This window comes from Streptomyces cavernae, assembly GCF_004023625.1.
GTDB lineage: Bacteria > Actinomycetota > Actinomycetes > Streptomycetales > Streptomycetaceae > Streptomyces > Streptomyces cavernae.
Window position 1 is genome coordinate 264,814 of the sequence record NZ_ML137708.1, and the last position, 16,872, is coordinate 281,685.

The window sequence follows — 16,872 nt, forward strand, 5'->3', positions numbered from 1 at the left end:
CGCCATGATCCTCTCCCAGCTGCGCAGACGCCGTTCCCGCGCCCTCGCGCTGGCCTCGGGCATCCTGGTCGCCGCCACCAGCTTCGTCCTGCTTACCGGGACGGTGACCACGAGCCAGGCACGGACCACCGGGATCGTCGAGGCCAGTGCCCGTTCCGCGTACGACATCCTGGTCCGGCCGGCCGGCACCAAGGGCGCCGTGGAGCGTGACCGGGGTCTGGTCGAGGCCAACTTCCTGTCGGGGGTCTTCGGCGGCATGACCCTCGACCAGTACCGGCGGATCAAGTCCCTCTCTGGAGTCGAGACCGCCGCACCGGTCGCCAACATCGGCTACACACTCGTGCAGAGCACCGTCCCGGTCGACGTGTCGGCGTTCAGGGACAGCAAGGCGCAGTCCCAACTGCTCCGCCTCAAACCGAAATTGACCGCAGGGCTGGCCGGATACCCGTCCGCCGACCAGTACGTCTACCTCACGCGCAACCCGATCGTCGACTACGAGGAGTTCAACGAGACGACCTGGCCCGGCCTCCTGCACGAGAAGGCGGGCGGCAAGAAGTACGCGGTCTGCTGGTTCTACAACGAGGACAAGAGCGGGAAGACGAAGGACTGGAATGGCGAGCCGCTGCCCCGGCCCATGACGTTGTTCAACCCCGAACCCGAAACGGCCTTCTCCCCCGACGCCCGCTCACGCATGACCTGCGTACCGGGGGACGGAAAGCCCGTCGCCGAGGTGCCGGTCGCCTTCCCGGTACTGCTGTCGGCCATCGACCCGGCCGCGGAGGACGAACTCGTGGGCCTGAGCGGTGCGGTCACCTCGGGGCGGATGCTCACCGCGAAGGACCGGCCGGTGTGGGGGCCCGACGCGTTCAGCCTGGACCCGGTGGAATCGCAACGGCAGCACGACTACCAGACACCGGTCATGCTCAGCAGCCGCGCCCTGACCGCCGGCACCCTGAGCGCCACCGTGGAGCGGCTGGACGTCGGCGACCCGGCCGCCCTGCCCGCCAAGCTGGGCAGCGCCCAGGCCCATGACTTCGTCAACGGCCTGCGCGGCACCGCCGTCGGCAAGGTGACCGCCGACCTCGCCGCGGGCTTCCGATCCAAGATCGCCGTGAACGAGATCGTGGAGAACTACTGGACGGTCGGCCCGGTCGGCTACCGCAGCACCGAGGACGGCCTGGTCGCGCAGACCCGGCCCGCACAGCCTCCGGGCCTGTGGAAGGACAACGTCGGCGAGTCCCTGGAGTGGAACGTCCCCGAGGAGAACACGGGCACCCAGTTCCGCAAGGTCACCCCGCACGCCTCCACCAGCTGCCTGGGGAGGAAGGACTGCGAGCCCGAGGACCGCGGGCGCGGGCCGGCGCCGGTGCTGAACGTCGTCGGCCGCTACGACGCCGCCAAGCTGCGCGGCTTCTCCGCGCTGTCCAAGGTGCCGCTGGAGACGTACCAGTCGCCAGAGGTCACCGGCGCGGACGACGCTACGCGGAAGGCCCTGGACAACCAGCCGCTGCGTCCCGACCGCAACCTCGGGGGCTACCTCAGCGCGCCGCCCACCCTGCTCACCACGCTCGACTCGATCTCCGTCTTCACCCACAGCCGCAGAAAGGCCACGGCGCAGGAGAAGGCGCCGATCAGTGCCATCCGGATCCGGGTGGAGGGTGTGAAGGGTGTCGACCCCGCCTCCCGGGCCCGGGTCAACTCCGTCGCGGGGCAGATCCGCGCCGCCTATCCGGACCTCCAGTTGGACGTCACCGTCGGCAGTTCACCCGCCCCGCAGACCATCGTGCTGCCGTCGGACAAGACGACCATCAAGGTCACCGAACGCTGGGTCGCCAAGGGCGTGGCGCTGCGGATCCTCAAGGCCGTGGACACCAAGAGCGCGGTGCTGTTCGTCCTGGTCCTGGTGGTCTGCGGGCTCTTCCTGAGCCAGGCCGCACTGGCCTCGGTGCGGTCGCGCCGCACCGAGATCGGCACGCTGCGCTGCGTGGGGTGGAGCACGCCGGAGATCCTTCGTCTGATTCTCGGCGAGCTGGCGGTGATCGGCTTCGGCGCGGGTGCGCTGGGCGCTCTCCTCGCCTACGGCCTGGGCAGCCTCCTGGATCTGCCCGGTTCAGCGGCGAAGGCCGCCCTGGTCCTGCCCGTCGCGCTGCTGCTGGCGCTCGTCGCGGGGCTCGTGCCCGCCTGGCGCGCGACCCGGGTGACGCCGCTGGACGCGGTCACACCCGCGGTGACCGCCACCCGCCGGGCGGTTCCCGTCCGTTCCGTCGCCGGTCTCGCGCTACGCAACCTGGTGCGCGCCCGGGGCCGGACGCTGCTCGGCGCCGCGGGGCTGGCGCTCGGGGTGGCGGCCTTCACCGTGCTGCTCTCCCTCACGCTCGCCTTCCGGGGCGAGGTGGCCGGCTCCCTCCTGGGCAACGCCGTCGTCGCCCAGGCCCGCACGGCCGACTATGTGAGCGTCGTCCTGTCGCTGTTGCTCGGTGCGGCCGGGGCGGTGGACGTGCTGGTCATGTCCCAGCGCGAGCGGGCCGCCGACCTCGCGGTGCTGCGCGCCACCGGTTGGTCGAACCGGGAACTCGCGCGGCTCACTCTCTACGAGGGTGCCGGCCTCGCGATGCTGGGCGGCCTGACCGGCGCCGCGGTCGGTCTGACGACGGTCGTGGCGCTCGGTCAGGGAGTGCTGGCCGGGCGGCTGCTGGTGGTGGCCGGCGCCGCCCTGCTGGCCGGCCTGGCCGCGGTCGGCCTGGTGTGCGCGGTCCTCTCCGTGCCGATCCGGGCGCTGTCCCGCATCGCCCCGGCCCATCTGCTGGCGGCGGAGTGAGGTGACCGGGCCCCCGGTGCGGAGTGGTGCTCACCCCACGGTGATGTGCACCCTCATGTCGTCCGCTCCGGGGGTGCCGACCGCCTCGATGGTGACACCGCTCCATTTGCCCTGGGGGAGGTTGAGGGGCGGCTTCGTGGTCTCGCCGGCGACCGCGTTGCCGCCCGAGGGGTAGAGGTCGTCGCTGTCGCCGCGGTTGCCGCGGCCGAACATCCGGGACAGGTCGCCCCGGCCGTCGGCCTGGAGGAGTTCGATGGCGAGGTTGTTCTCGTCGTTGACGTTGTCGATGGACTCGTCGACCACGTAGACGGCGAGGCCCTCGTCGGGCAGGAAGGCGTCCTGGCCGCGCCGGCGACGGTACTCGACGAGGATGTACTGGGTGTCGGTCATGGTCGCGGGGTTGTGGACGAACACGGCCTCGCCGTCCTCCGCGGCGGGCCTGAGCGTGATGTCGCGGGTGGTCTTGTTGACCACCTGGGGCTCCATCCAGCCGTGGAACATGCGGAGCATGGCGTTGGGGAAGACCGGTGTGAGTCCGCCGTTGCCCCAGGAACCGCCCGCCATCAGGCAGTAGTTGCCCAGACCCTGCGAGCGGGTGTGCTTCTGCCGGCCGGTGTCGTAGTAGTCGGCCCAGCGGGCGGCGAGGTGGCCCCACTCATGGGCGCAGACACCGACGGCGCAGTCCTCGGGGACGGTGAGGAAGGTGCGGACGGACAGGCCGGGCGCGACCTCCAAGCCGTTCGGGATGGTCCACTTCAGGCTCCACAGGTCGGCGCGCTGCGTCGTCTGCTCGGCGCCCCGTCCCGCGTGGATGACGAACAGCGCGGTCACGACGCCCTCGCCGAGGGCGTCGTAGGCGGTGAAGTCCACTCCCGCGGCCTTGGCGGCCTCGACTGCGTCCCGCGCCAACCCTTGCGAGTTTCTGGGGAAGTTGGCGTTCATGCCGGAGTTTCCGTCGGCGTAGTAGGCGACCGGCTGGGGCATGCGGAACCAGCCGTGCACCTCGCCCTGGACGTCTATGCCGGTGGTCGGCGAGGCGTCGAAGCCGCTGACGTCCCGGTAGTAGGAGCGCATGCTGCCGGAGGGGTACTCGTCGAGGCCGAACAGCATGCTGTCGTAGTGGCCCGGACCGTGGTCGGGTTCGTGCGGCTGATCGGGGAAGTCGACGAGCAGCACCAACGTCCGGATGACGCCGCGCAGTTGGGTCGATGGACGGTCGATCAGCTGCTGGTCGGTGCTGGGGCCCTGCTCGATCCGGCCGTCGTCGAGGCCGATGAGGTTCTCACCCCGGCGGCCGGCGCGCCACACGGCGTAGTACTCCTCGAACGTCGTGGCCTCGGGCAGCCGCCGGGTTTTGATGAGTTCCAGGTAGCGCGCGTAGAGCTGGGCCAGGGCCTGCGGCGACAGGGGCACGGGGCAGGGGGCGGCGTGGTCGTGGGCGGGGCGGAGCGGGCTGGGGGTGATGCGCATGGTGGTCCCTTTCGAGGGCGGGCCGGCGGAGTGCCGGACTTGATCGGGCTGTGGAGTGCGGAAATTGGTCGGGCGGGCGGAGTGCCGGACATGGTCGGGCCGGTGGGGGTGCGGGACGCGCGCATAGTGGCCGCTGATCGCCCTGGAGCGCGTGTCCGGCACGGGTTCCGGAATCGGACGGAGGTGGCTTCGCACGCGAAGATGCCTGTTTCGAGCGCGAAAGTTCCGTAAAGCCGCGGACTGTGACGGACTGTCGGTTTCTGTCGTGACAGGGGACAGTGTTCGTCAGCGTCCCTGCGGGGTCCAACCGGCTGGCCGGAGAATACCGAGGAGAAGTTGGACGAGTTCGTCCACCACCTCGTCCAGGGTGGCGTCGACCCAGCCGGCCTGCCAGTCGTGCAGCAGACCGTTGACGCTGCCGATGAAGGCCGCGGCGGCGATGCGGTAGTCACGCGGGGCCGCCTCGCCGCGTTCGGCGGCGGCCGCGGCCTCGGCGCAGATGAAGTCGACCCAGCGCGACCGGCGTTCGAGGCGCTGGCGCTCCAGCCGCGGGCTGACGCCGATGATCTCGGTGAAGGTGATGCGCAGTCGGCGGGGGTCGCCGGTGACGTTGGCGGCGTAGGCGCGGAACGCCGCGGTGACGCGTTCCGCGATGGGCCGGCCCTCCGCCGTGGCGAGGCCTTCCAGGGCGGCCTCCTCGGCCCAGTCGTTGACCTGGAGGTGGAGGGCGGCCAGAACGTCCTCGAGGGTGCGGAACTCCTCGTAGAACTGACGGGTCGAGAGTCCGGCGGCCTCGCTGAGGGCGGCGACCGTCGCGCCCCGGTAGCCGGGGGTGTCCCCGAACAACTGCAGGCCCGCGTCCAGGAAACGCCGACGCCGTTCGGCTTGTCGCTCCTGGGCGGACTTGCCCCCGTAACGGCCGGTCGGCTGTCTGAGCCTGCCCGCCACACTGCCTCCCTCATTGACCACTGCGCTGATTTTGTCGCGTCCGGAGTCTTGTGAAGACGGCGACCCCTTCCTTACTTTCCAGTAAGTACATTCTGAATGTTCGCGTATTCAGATCTGCCCACCCTACGCCTGTCATGCTCTCGTCACTCTCCTCGCAGGGAAGGGAACGCCCATGTCCGTCCTGAGATCCAGGCACCTGTGTGCCGTAGCAGCCGCGGTGGTCCTCGGCATCACCGGGACCGCAGGCTCGGCCTCGGCGCAGGACGCCCCCGCCGGGCTGCGGGAGGTGATGTTCGTTGGCAACAACTGGGACGGCACCGCGGACGTCATCAAGTCCTCCGGCGACTTTGCCAAGATCGGCCGCATCAACGTCATCCCCGACAAGGAGGAGCGACTGGCGGCGATCAACGCCAATCCCATCGCATGGGTCTACTTCATGGCCATCCGCAACGGCGTGGGCGAGGGGCACGACCAGTTCGTCGACGACATGTACTCCACGCCCGACGGCAAGTCGATGGTGGTCTCACGGCCGAGTTTCGCCGACGTCGTCTCGATCGACATCGCCACCGGGAAGATCAACTGGCGCTTCGCCGTGTCGGGTTACCGCTCCGACCACATGGCGGTCTCACCCGACGGCACCCGGGTCGCGGTCTCCGCCTCGACGGGGAACACCGTGCATGTGCTGGACATCAAATCGGGGAAGCAGGTCGGTTCGTTCCCCACGGGTGACAAACCGCACGAGAACATCTTCTCGGGCGACGGCAAGTACATCTGGAACATGGCCATCGGCGACGTCAACACCTCGCTCGACGCCCCCTGGCTGGACTGGACGAAGGGCGACCGCAAGATCACCGTCGTCGACGCGACCACCTTCAAGCAGGTCAAGGTGATCGACATGCGGGAGCGGCTGAACGCGATCGGGCTCACGGACTACTCCGACGCGGTCCGCCCGGCCGTCTTCAGCCCCGACGAGTCGAAGCTGTACTTCCAAGTTTCGTTCTTCAACGGCTTCTTCGAGTACGAGGTCGCCACCGACAAGATCACCCGGACGAAGACCCTGCCGAAGAACCCCGCGACGAGCGAGGACCGCACCACCTGGGTCAACGACTCACGCCACCACGGCCTGTCGATGAGCCCGGACGGAACCAAGCTCTGCGTGGCCGGCACGATGGACGACTACGCGACCGTCGTGAACCGCGCGACCCTCCAGGAGGGCCCGCTGGTCACCGCCAGCAAGCCGTACTGGGCCACGGTCAGCGGCGACGGCAAGTCCTGTGTCGTCTCGGAGAGCGGCTCGGACCAGGTCACCGCGATCGACTTCGCGACCGGCCGGAAGACGGTGTCGGTGCCGGTGGGCGACCACCCGCAGCGAGTGCGGCTGGCTCACGTTCCCGAGGGCTGGACCGGCCCCTCGGCGGGCTGACCCGGCGGGCCGGACCCGCGCCGACCGTCCCCGCGGGGCGGGCCACGCACCGACGTGGCCCGCCCCGCTCGCGTGTGCACCGTCGGGGCTCCGGTGCGGGAGCCGGGACGCAGGACCGCGCCCATCAGTGCCACCGGGGTGGCGCGGATGGGCGCGGGCAGGGGTGCGGCGGGCAGTGCAGTGGGGGGTGCGGCGGTCGGGCGGGGTGGGGCAGGCGGATGCGGTCTGGTGGTCGCCCGCCCCGGAGTTGGTCGTCAGCCGCGCGAGGCCGCCCAGGCCGACAGTTCCGACTTCGCCGCCGCCAGCAGGCTCGCGGACGGGTTGGTGGCGCCGTTGGTGACCAGGGCGTAGTGCAGGGTCCCGGAGTCCGCCGCCGTCAGCAGCAGGCGTCGACTGCCCGTGCCACCCGGCTCGGCCGCCACCGCGACCGGGGTCGTCCCCCTGCTGTACGCGGGCAGTCCCGCCGTGGTGCCCAGGTCCGAGACCACCGTGGTGGAGGCGGTCGGGAAGGAGGCCGGGAGGTGCAGTTCGGTGGGTGCCTGGCTGCCGTTGGAACGCCACATCAGCAGCCCGTACTGGCCCGAGCCGACCAGCTGGGCCACGTTCGGCAGACTGCTCGGGACCGGGTTCCAGGTCAGGGTGGTGGAGCCGTCCCGGGAGCGGTCCTCGTAGGTGAAGGCGACCGTCCTGCCCGCCGTGGCGCTCGGGTAGAGACGGTCCAGCAGGCGGGCGTCCTGGCGCAGGACCGCCGTGCCGGAGTCGTTGAGTTCCACCGCCGACAGGTCCTCGTCGTTCCAGGCGTCGCCTTCGGTGAGGACTTTGTCGGGGTTGTCGTTCATCAGCTCGTGGTGGCGTCCGTTGTAGATGTCCCACTGCCATTGCGAACCGGACAGGACGGGGCCGCCCTGGGTCGGCTTTGACCACCAACTGGCACCCGGCACCCGGGAGTCGAGCGCCTGGTACATCGCCTTGAGGACCGTCGGCGCCTTGTCGGAGACCGAGCCGGCAAGCGGGTGCCCGAACTCGCTGATGATCGCGGCCGTCGACGCGGCCGAGGCCCGGTCGCGCACGGTCCCGAAGTCGCCCGAGTACTGGCCGTCGCCCGCCTTGCCCCACATGAAGATGCCGGAGATCGCCTTCTGGTCGTAGAAGTGCGTGTTGAAGACGTAGCGCGGGCCGAGCGTGCCCGCGTCCAGCAACCCGCCCTCCTGCTTCTGGAAGTCGAGGTTGGCGTTCCAGAAGAGGTTGGGCTCCACGAAGGCGGGCTTGTCCTTCCAGCCCGCCGCGTCCATCCGGGCGCGGAACTTCTGGTAGAAGGGCCAGAGGATGTCCTTCTCCCAGGCCCGGCTGGTCTGCCCGGAGTCGTAGCTGCCGGCGTGCGGCTCATTGTAGGGGTCGAAGCCGGCCACGCCCGCGAACTCCTGGGCGTCCAGGTTCTGGGCGAGATATGCCATGGTGCGCTGGGCGGTGGTCAGGAAGGCGTCCTGGATACCACCGACGTTGTGCCAGAAGTCGTGGGACGCCCGCTTGACGGCCTCGTTCTGGGTGATGTTCTGCCCCCAGAAGAGGCAGATCCCGCAGCTCTCCTGAGGGTAGTCACCGGCCTCGACCACCCACTTGGGAGCGCCGTCACCGGTGTACCAGCTGCCCTTGTTGAACAGGTAGCGCGAGAACAGGTCTTGGTGGAAGTCGGGGTAGACCCGGATCCCCGCGTCCAGGAAGGCGCGGATCTGTTCGGTGACGGCGGCGAGATAGGTGGTGTCGACCTGGCCGCGCACCGGCTCGGCGTGCGCCCAGGAGAGCAGGAAACGAACGGAGTTGCCGCCGCCGAGGGCGCGCAGCGCGGTCGCCGACTTCTTGGCGTCGGCGACGGAGGCGAACGGCAGTCCGTCGTTCTCCTCCAGCTTCGTCTCGCCGGAGACGTTGTAGCCGCGCAGGACGACCTCGCGGCCGAGGCCGTCGACGAACCGGCCGTCGCGCACGGTGAGGGTGGTGGCGGTCGTCCCGTCGAACCAGAGGGAGTCGGGGAGATCCGCGGCGGACGCGGGCGGTACGCCCGTCGCCGTGAGGAGACCGGTGAGCAGCACGAGGGGGCCGAGCAGGCGGGCACGGGACTTCGACATGCTCACAACAGTCAGGGCTGCACCAAGAGACCGTCAAGACTTATGACTGCTGAGTAAGTTTCACATTTTGGAGCCGAGCGGTTCACACCCGGCGTGTCATCTGTCCGCGCGCGCCCGACAGCCACGGCAAGAGCGACTCGTCGGGCCGCTCACTCCCCGTTGGGCATCGTCTTGGTCACCTTGCCTTGCCGGTCCGCCTCGAGGTAGCCGGTCTGCCCGTACTCATTGCTCAGGTAGACCGCGAAGCCCAGCTTGGTGCCCAGGAACTGGCCCTCCTGACGGAGCAGGAGGTAACGGGTCGTCGGGTCGTCGACGTTCAGCTTCTTCTCCGCCTGCTTCAGCAGGGAGGGGACGGCGTCCCAGTTGAAGCCCTTGAGGCTCACAGGCTTATCGTCGCCGATCAGTGACCCGCTGATGATGCCCTGCTCCACACCGCGGCCCACGAAGTAGGTATAGGTGTCGTACTTGGTGCGGCTGCCCTCGACCATGACGGACGCCGACACGTGTTCCGGATACACGGTGAGGTCGCCGTACATGTTCCGGCCCGACTCCTTCTCGATGGCCTTGAGCGCCGTCCGGATGCCGTCGGGGGTGAGCAGGTCTTCCGCTGCCGCCTCCTCTTCCTCGGGCGTCTCCGCTCCGGCAACGGTTGCCGTCGCTGCCGGGGTCGTGGACGTCGTCCGGCTCGGTGTCGCCACGGTGTCCGGGGAAGTCTTCGCACCGTTCGCCCCGTCCCCTGGCAGCAACTGCCAGAGCAGTCCGCCGGCCAGGACCACGGCGGCGGCGGAGGACACCACCGCCAGGCTTCGCGCACTTCGGCCCGGCCGCCGTGGGCTCGGGTCACCTTTGTGGGGAGCGGGCCCGGGCGCACCCGGGTAAGCGGGTACCCCCGGAGGCCCGAACCCTGGCGGCACGGCATCGGAGGGCACTGTGGACGGCGGCCCGAACTCCGATGGCACCGCGTCCCTGGGTCCCCAGGTCTGATGCCCCGTCATATGCCCTGAGGTCGACGGACCCGTGGCGAACGTGTTCGGTGCGGGCATCGGAGGTGGCGGCGCGAGCGGGTAGGACGTGGGGGCGGCCGGTGGCGTGTCGGCCTCCGCGGCGGCGAGCATCCGGTCCACCGTCTCCGCGTCCGGGCGCGCCACCGGGTCCCTGACCAGCACCTGGGTCAGCACGGCGGTCAGGGGTCCGGCCTGGGCCGGGGGCGGTACGTCGTCGTAGAGGACGGCCGCCAGCGTGGCCAGCGTCGTCCCTCTGCGCAGTGGGTGGTGACCCTCGACCGCCGCGTACAGCATCATCGCCAGGGACCACAGATCCGCCTCGGGACCGCCTGGGTTGCCCGCGACACGCTCCGGCGCCATGTAGTCGGGGGTGCCGATGATCGCGCCGGTGGCCGTGAGCGTCGAGGAGCCCCGCACCGCGGCGATACCGAAGTCCGTGAGGACGGGCCGACCGTCGCGGCGCAGCAGCACGTTGGCGGGCTTGACGTCGCGGTGTTCGACGCCCGCGGCATGGGCGGCGCGCAGCGCGGCGAGCACTTCGCGGCCGAGGCGGGCGGCCTCGACGGGAGCCATCCGTCCGCGCCCGAGGCGGTCGGCGAGCGAGCCGCCCTCGACGAGTTCCATGACGATCCACGGATTGGTGCCCGCGCCGTTGTCGACGATGTGATAGATGGTCACGACGTTCGGATGGTCGACCCTGGCGAGGGCACGGGCCTCGCGCAGGACGCGCTCCCGCAGCGTCCGCGCGCCGTCGGGATCGTACTCGGCGAGATCGATGTCCGGCGGCCGTACCTCCTTGATGGCCACGCTCCGCTGCAACACGAGATCGCGGGCACGCCACACCGTGCCCATCCCGCCGCCCCCGAGCCGCGCCTCCAACTCGAAGCGCCCGTCGACGATCCGTCTGCCGCTTTCCGCGTCATTCATGCCATGGAGGATAGAGGGCGACAAAAGCACGCAACGCGCGAGGTCGTCCGTCATGCCGGTAAGGCCGGACGGGATGTGCGTCCTGGCCTCGTGGCGCCGGAGCACAGGCATTGAACGACGCGTACCCGCCCGCGGTGACAGGGAGCGCGATCTGCTCACAGGTCCGTCGCGGCCGAACACTCCTCCGCCGACCGCGACCCCCCCTATAGTCATGCCATGTTCCCCACCCACGAAGCCTCCCCGCGTTCCCCGGACTTGGGCACGCACGGCCGGGTTCTCGTGGTCGGGATGGACGGGTTGCGCTACGACCGGCTGACCCGATCGCCGTCCGTGGCGCCCGTGCTGCACGCCCTGATGGCCTCCGGCGCCCACGGCACCAGCCTGTTGCCCTACGGCGAGGCGGACGGCCGGGCCGAGAACGGCCCGACGACCAGCATGGCGTACACCGACTCCGGGCCCGGCTGGTCGAGCCTGCTCACCGGGGTGTGGCCCGACCGGCACGGGGTGACCGGCAACGACTTCAAGGGTGCCGACTACGACCGTTACCCGGACTTCCTCACCCGCGCGGCCACCGTCCGGCCCGGTCTGCGCACCGCGGCCGCGGTGTCCTGGCCGGAGTTGGTCCGGCGCGGCACGCTCGGCCCGTCCATCGGAGACCTGGTGTACTACGACGGCGAACGCGACGGCTACGGCGCCGCGGACGCCCTCGTCGCCCACACCGCCGCGCGGTGGCTCGCCGACGGCGACCCGGACGTCGTGTTCGTGTACTTCGGCGCGACCGACGAAGCCGGTCACGGCCGGGGCCCGCTCAGCACCGCCTACGACCAGTCGCTGCTGGCCCAGGATGCCCACCTCGGCCGTCTGCTGAAGGCGATCGAGGGCCGGCGCTCGCGCCCCGGCCACGCCGCCGAACGCTGGACCGTGCTGATCACCACGGACCACGGCCATCTCGACGCGGGCGGCCACGGCGGCGACAGCCACGTCGAGCGGCAGGTCTTCGTCATCCTCTCCGAAGCCGGTGCGCCCGGCGGGACCCGGCTCGCCGATCCGCGTCTCATCGACATCGCCCCCACCGTCCTGGACCGCCTCGGCATCGGCCCCGACGCCCACCGGGACCTGCCGGGCCGGATCCTGCCCCGACCCGCCACTCCGCCCGGAAGCACCCAACTCCCCTGATAGCGTCGGTCGTTGTCGAGGGGAGCGACGACCACACATGACGGAGCCACAACCGCACACGGCATCCACCACCTTTCGTATCGGCGGGGACCTGGAAGTAGGGCGGCTCGGGTTCGGGGCGATGCACCTGCCGACCGAACCGGGTCCCGTCCGGGACACCTCCCTCGCGGTCGCCCGGCGGGCCGTCGAGCTGGGCGTCACCCTGATCGACACCGCGTACCTGTACGGCGGGGGAGCCAACGAGGAACTCCTCGCCGAGGCCCTGCACCCCTATCCGGACGATCTGCTGGTCACCACCAAGGTCGGAGTCGCCCGATCGGGCCCTGGGGGCGAGTGGAAGCTCGACGGGCGGCCGGCCGTCCTGCGCGACCAGGTCGAGCGGGCGCTGCGGCGACTGCGGGTCGAGCGCATCGAGTTGCTCCAGTTGCACCGCATCGATCCGGACACGCCGCTCGCCGACCAGCTCGGAACGCTGCGGGACCTGCGGACCGAGGGCAAGATCGGCCGGATCGGACTGTCCGAGGTCACCGTCGACGAGCTCGACCGGGCGCGGGAGATCGTCGACGTCGCGAGCGTCCAGAACCGCTACAACATGCTCGACCGCGAGCACGAGCCCGTGCTCGCGGCGTGCGAGGCGGCGGGGATCGCGTTCCTGCCGTGGCGGCCCGTCGCCTGGGGGGACGCGGGGGCGACGGCCGAGGTCGCCGCTGTGGCGGCCGAGCTCGACGCGACCCCCACACAGATCGCGCTCGCCTGGCTCCTCGGCCACTCCCCGGTCATGCTCCCCATCCCGGGCACCGCGCGGATGGCACACCTGGAGGAGAACCTCGCCGCGGGCCGGATCCACCTGACTCCGGCCCACCGTGCCCGCCTCGACCGACTGCCCCGGAGCAGCGTCTGAGCGCCCGGGAACGTGTCCCGCAACCATCCACCGGCAGGCGTCGTCGGCGTACTGCCCGCCAGTCGCCCTTCCCGCTGAGCGTGGCCGCCCTGCCGAGCATGTCCGTGCCGGTGGCCGGTGCCCTCGCCGGGACCTGCCTGCACGAGATCCGCTGACGGGCTCCACGCGACCCTCTCGCCCGGAACCGGCCCGACGGGTAGCGTGCGGCTGACCGGGCAGGCGGGCCATCAGAGCTCGTGATCCCGTAGTCAGGCTCCGCAGAGAGGCATCGGAGATGGACACACCGAACATAGTGATCGTCGGCGGCGGGTTCGCCGGGGTCGAGTGCGCCCGCGGCCTCGAGCGGCGGCTCGCCCCGGGCCGGGCGCGGGTCACCCTCGTCAGTCCCACCGGCTACCAGCTCTACCTCCCGCTGCTGCCGCAGGTGGCGGCCGGTGTCATCACCCCGCAGTCGGTGGCGCCCTCGCTGCGCCGCATCCTGCGCCGTACGGCCATCATGCCGGGCGGGGTGATCGGCGTGGACCCGCACTCCAAGGTGTGCGTGGTCCGCAAGATCACCGGAGAGCTGGTGGACCTGCCGTACGACTACCTGGTCCTCACGCCGGGCAGTGTCACCCGCACCTTCGACATTCCCGGTCTGCTGGACGAGGCGCGGGGCATGAAGACGCTCGCGCAGGCGGTGTACCTGCGCGACCACGTCATCGCCCAGCTCGACCTGGCGGCGGCGACCCAGGACGCCGACGAGCGGGCGGCGCGGCTGCAGTTCGTGGTCGTGGGCGGCGGTTACGCGGGCACCGAGACGGCCGCCTGTCTGCAGCGACTGACCAGCGCGGCGGCCAAGCGCTACCACCCCCGGCTGGACCCGGGTCTGATCAAGTGGCATCTGCTCGACGTCGCCCCCAAGCTGCTGCCCGAACTCGGCGAGAAACTGGGCGCGACGGCGCTGCGCATGCTGAGCGGGCGCGGGGTGGAGATCTCGCTCGGTACGTCGGTCTCGTCGGTGACCGAGGACAAGATCACCCTGACCGACGGCCGGGTGCTGTCCTCGCGGACGCTGATCTGGACGGCCGGAGTGGCGGCCAGTCCGCTCGTCACCTCGCTCGGCACCCAGACGGTTCGCGGCCGGGTCGCCACCGATGCCGACTTCCGGATTCCGGGACTGGACGGGGTGTTCGCGCTCGGTGACGCGGCGGCCGTGCCCGATCTGTCCAAGGAGGACGGCTCGTACTGCGCGCCCACCGCGCAGCATGCGATGCGCCAGGGCAAGCACGCGGCCCGCAATCTCGCCAACCTGCTGGGCGGTCGGCCGCTGGAGCCGTACCGGCACAAGGACATGGGTCTGGTCGTCGACCTCGGTGGCACCGACGCCGTCTCCAAGCCGCTCGGGGTGGGGCTGAAGGGCGTACCCGCACAGGTGGTGGCCCGCGGCTACCACCTGTTCGCACTGCGCACGGGTGCCGCCCGCTTCCGTACCGGAGCGAACTGGTTCCTCAACTCCGTTGCGGGGGACGACTTCGTGCGGACGGGCTTCCTCGCGGACAAGAAGGGTGCGCTGCGGGACTTCGAGCAGACGGATGTGTACCTGAGCCCGGAGGAGGTGGCAGCGCGGACACGGAGTTAGGGGTGTTTGGAAGTCCCGCACAGCACCCCATAGGTGTCCGGACCCGATCACCTAACGAAGGCCGCGCCGTCCGGTTCCATAACGGGCCCAAGGACGCGCGGCCTCGGCCACCTGGCGCCGCGGTGCGCGGGCGGTCCGGTCATGTGCTGGGCAGCTTCCACTGCCGGGTCCCGCGATCAGTGACTATGACGGCTTCGAAGCCGCCAGGCTCTTTCCTGACCGTGGCCGAGATCGTGGATCCGTCGAACTCGAAGGTGACGAGAGGGCTCGCTCCCCCGCCCAGGTCCAACAGGCGGACGCGCCCGGGATTCCTCTCGTGCCCACCGTGGCGGTTCGCGTCCACGACCAGCGCTGTCTGCTCCGCCTTGTCGAAGAGGATTCTGGGCGTAACGGTCGCGCCGGGGGTCGTCAGGAATCCGGGAACATCCATCGGGAGAGCGGCAGCGGAGCCGAGCTTCGCGAAACGGAACAGCACGTCATTGGAGTAGCCCGGCACATGGGGCTGCAACGCGGCCAACGCGACGGCGAAGTCAGCCGACGCGCTGAAGCCGGCCCCGCTGACCGGAGGTCCGGATCCCGTCAGGACGGCGAAGGCGATGGGCTGACAGAGCCGTCTGGAGGTGGTGGTGTCCTGCACGACGGCATAGAGAGGCCAGTTTCCGCCCGTGCCCACCGAGCTCGGAGACCTGACATCCATTCCCTTCTGACCTGACGCGGACGTCGTTGACGCTCCGATGGCTCTCACCGTAGGTGCCCATTCCACGAATTCGCCTTCGGTGTAGGAGCGTTCGGGCGTCGCCGGTTTCTTCTTCCCACCGCTGGGACGAACAGCGGGTGGAGCACTCGTCGGCCGGTAGAGGGTGACGGGGAGTGCTGTGCCCGGCCCACCGCAGTGGCGATTGAAACTCACCGAGCGCACGTAGAGCGTGTAGCCGAGACCCGTCGCGAACGTGTCCGGGACCGCCAGCGAGATCGTGGTGGGGGTGAACCGGCGTGGGTACGAGGCATCAGGGATGTCCACATCCCAGTAGTACCAACCGCCCCCTCGTCCGTGATTTCCCGCTGTTGTTGCAGTGACGACGGTACCTTGATGAGTTTGTGTGTGGTCTCGTCGTAGTCGGGCATTGAGCGCGGCCAGGACAGCGGTGATGCCCTGAGGATCGGGGAACTTCTCCGGGTCCACTATGTTGATCACCGGTGCCGCCGTCTGGCCGGGCACCAGGTTCTCCTCCTGCGCGCGAGAACCGGCCTGCAGCGCGGCGATGTCCGGTGCGACCACGGGGATCGGCGAGTCCTGCCAGTTCCAGAACCGGGTGATGTCGAGTTTCTCCGCGGCGTTGGACCTGCCCAGTACGGCCTCGGCGAACACCCCGCCGCTCGGCAACGCCACGACCGTCTCCCGGGCGGTACCCAGCCTGAGCTTCTTGTCGTCGAGGAACGTCGCCCAGGAATCGTCCTCGGCGTACGTCCTGAAGACCAGGTAGTTCCCGGCGACAGCGACGGGAACCGGGTCGATGACCTCCAGCAGTGCACGGCCCTGCCACGTGTACGGCGAGAGCATCAGACCCAGCGTCGCCGTGTCGAGACTGCTCCAGACGGCCTGCGAGTAGTAGAGCGAGTTTTCCTGGAGGTGCCGCGTCAACTCCTCACCGGTGACGGTCTGCACCACGGTGTACACCGGCACCGTGGCCTCGCCCGCGGCGACCGGCAGTGTGAGCGTCAGGGTTCTCGGCGCGGGCCGGCCCGAGGGTGGCTGTCCCGCCGTCCCCGGGTTCGTCTCGGTCTCTGCGGTCAGGGTGACGGTGATCTCACCGGCGAACTCCTCCTGGCCGTTCTTCCGGCGCAGTCGGATGGAGCGTATGTTCCAGAAGTCCTGCATGCTGACGCCCGTGCCGAAGACCGCCTGCAGGTCGATGATGTGGCGGCCGTACCAGTTCGGCGCGGCGCCGGCGGCCACCCCCACATTGACGATGGGCACCGTGCGGGCCGGCGCTCCGGCGATGTCGAAAACCGCGGCGTCGAAGGGCAGTACCGAACGCCATGCTCAGTATGGTCTGCGCCGCCACATACGGCGGCCACAGCGCGGCGTCCCGGATCGTCGCCACGGCCAGTGCGGCCGCCAGGTCCCCCGCCAGCCGGGTGCTGATGCCGCGCAGCCGGTGCAGCGGCTCCAGTTGCAGCTCCCGGATCGGGATCGCCAGGCCCGCGGTGTCGACGATGTCTCGTGGAGCGGTGCCGGCCAAGGCGAACGTCGAGTCCGGATCTTCCGCGGCGTGGACGATCCGTTGAGCGGTGCCGAAGAGCTCGACGCGGCGAGGTCGAACACCGACTCGATGTTGATCCTCTTGAGCTGCTGTTTCGAAAGGGGACTGATCCCCAGCAGGGCATCGACCGGTTGTGTGATGAGCACCGAGGCGTCGAGCAGGCGGAACTCGCTGCGGACGTGGTGAGCTACGGAGCG

The 16,872-nt window shown here is 70.1% G+C and carries 11 protein-coding genes; 6 read left to right on the forward strand and 5 right to left on the reverse strand.

Annotation, left to right across the window (positions count from 1 at the left end):
* Nucleotides 1–4: 4 nt before the first annotated feature.
* Entirely contained in the window at nucleotides 5–2,818 is a 2,814-nt protein-coding gene (locus tag EF387_RS01260) for an FtsX-like permease family protein (RefSeq protein ID WP_128374723.1), read from the forward strand.
* Nucleotides 2,819–2,848: 30 nt separating this feature from the next.
* Here EF387_RS01260 and EF387_RS01265 read toward each other — a convergent pair whose 3' ends face one another.
* Both EF387_RS01265 and EF387_RS01270 read right to left on the reverse strand, forming a co-directional pair.
* Complete coding sequence (locus tag EF387_RS01265) at nucleotides 2,849–4,288, reverse strand: M6 family metalloprotease domain-containing protein (RefSeq protein ID WP_202918107.1); 1,440 nt, start codon at nucleotides 4,286–4,288, stop codon at nucleotides 2,849–2,851.
* A gap of 285 nt (nucleotides 4,289–4,573) precedes the next feature.
* A complete protein-coding gene (locus EF387_RS01270) occupies nucleotides 4,574–5,236 on the reverse strand; it encodes a TetR/AcrR family transcriptional regulator (RefSeq protein WP_128374725.1) in 663 nt (220 codons plus the stop codon).
* A gap of 172 nt (nucleotides 5,237–5,408) precedes the next feature.
* Between EF387_RS01270 and EF387_RS01275 the strand changes: the two genes are divergently transcribed.
* On the forward strand, nucleotides 5,409–6,659 hold the full coding sequence (locus tag EF387_RS01275) for an outer membrane protein assembly factor BamB family protein (protein ID WP_128374564.1): 1,251 nt from the start codon (nucleotides 5,409–5,411) through the stop codon (nucleotides 6,657–6,659).
* A gap of 254 nt (nucleotides 6,660–6,913) precedes the next feature.
* On the opposite strand, the gene EF387_RS01280 is transcribed toward EF387_RS01275, so the two are convergent.
* Together EF387_RS01280 and EF387_RS01285 are read right to left on the reverse strand one after the other, a co-directional pair.
* Nucleotides 6,914–8,782, reverse strand: a complete 1,869-nt coding sequence (locus EF387_RS01280; protein ID WP_128374565.1) for a cellulase family glycosylhydrolase — start codon at nucleotides 8,780–8,782, stop codon at nucleotides 6,914–6,916.
* Between the two features lie 149 nt (nucleotides 8,783–8,931).
* Complete coding sequence (locus EF387_RS01285) at nucleotides 8,932–10,713, reverse strand: serine/threonine-protein kinase (RefSeq protein ID WP_128374566.1); 1,782 nt, start codon at nucleotides 10,711–10,713, stop codon at nucleotides 8,932–8,934.
* A gap of 216 nt (nucleotides 10,714–10,929) precedes the next feature.
* On the opposite strand from EF387_RS01285, the gene EF387_RS01290 reads away from it, so the two are divergent.
* From EF387_RS01290 to EF387_RS01300, 3 genes are all read left to right on the forward strand, one after another.
* On the forward strand, nucleotides 10,930–11,889 hold the full coding sequence (locus EF387_RS01290; RefSeq protein WP_128374567.1) for an alkaline phosphatase family protein: 960 nt from the start codon (nucleotides 10,930–10,932) through the stop codon (nucleotides 11,887–11,889).
* A gap of 37 nt (nucleotides 11,890–11,926) precedes the next feature.
* The gene (locus EF387_RS01295; RefSeq protein WP_128374568.1) at nucleotides 11,927–12,790 is read left to right on the forward strand and encodes an aldo/keto reductase; all 864 of its coding nucleotides are present in this window, start codon (nucleotides 11,927–11,929) and stop codon (nucleotides 12,788–12,790) included.
* Nucleotides 12,791–13,064: 274 nt separating this feature from the next.
* Nucleotides 13,065–14,411 carry an NAD(P)/FAD-dependent oxidoreductase gene (locus EF387_RS01300; RefSeq protein ID WP_128374569.1) on the forward strand — a complete coding sequence of 449 codons (1,347 nt, stop codon included), beginning with the start codon at nucleotides 13,065–13,067 and terminating at the stop codon, nucleotides 14,409–14,411.
* Nucleotides 14,412–14,550: 139 nt separating this feature from the next.
* Here EF387_RS01300 and EF387_RS01305 read toward each other — a convergent pair whose 3' ends face one another.
* Complete coding sequence (locus EF387_RS01305) at nucleotides 14,551–16,389, reverse strand: hypothetical protein (protein ID WP_128374570.1); 1,839 nt, start codon at nucleotides 16,387–16,389, stop codon at nucleotides 14,551–14,553.
* Here EF387_RS01305 and EF387_RS01310 point away from each other — a divergent pair.
* Entirely contained in the window at nucleotides 16,382–16,861 is a 480-nt protein-coding gene (locus EF387_RS01310; protein ID WP_128374571.1) for a hypothetical protein, read from the forward strand. The genes EF387_RS01305 and EF387_RS01310 overlap by 8 nt on opposite strands.
* The last annotated feature ends 11 nt before the right edge of the window (nucleotides 16,862–16,872 follow it).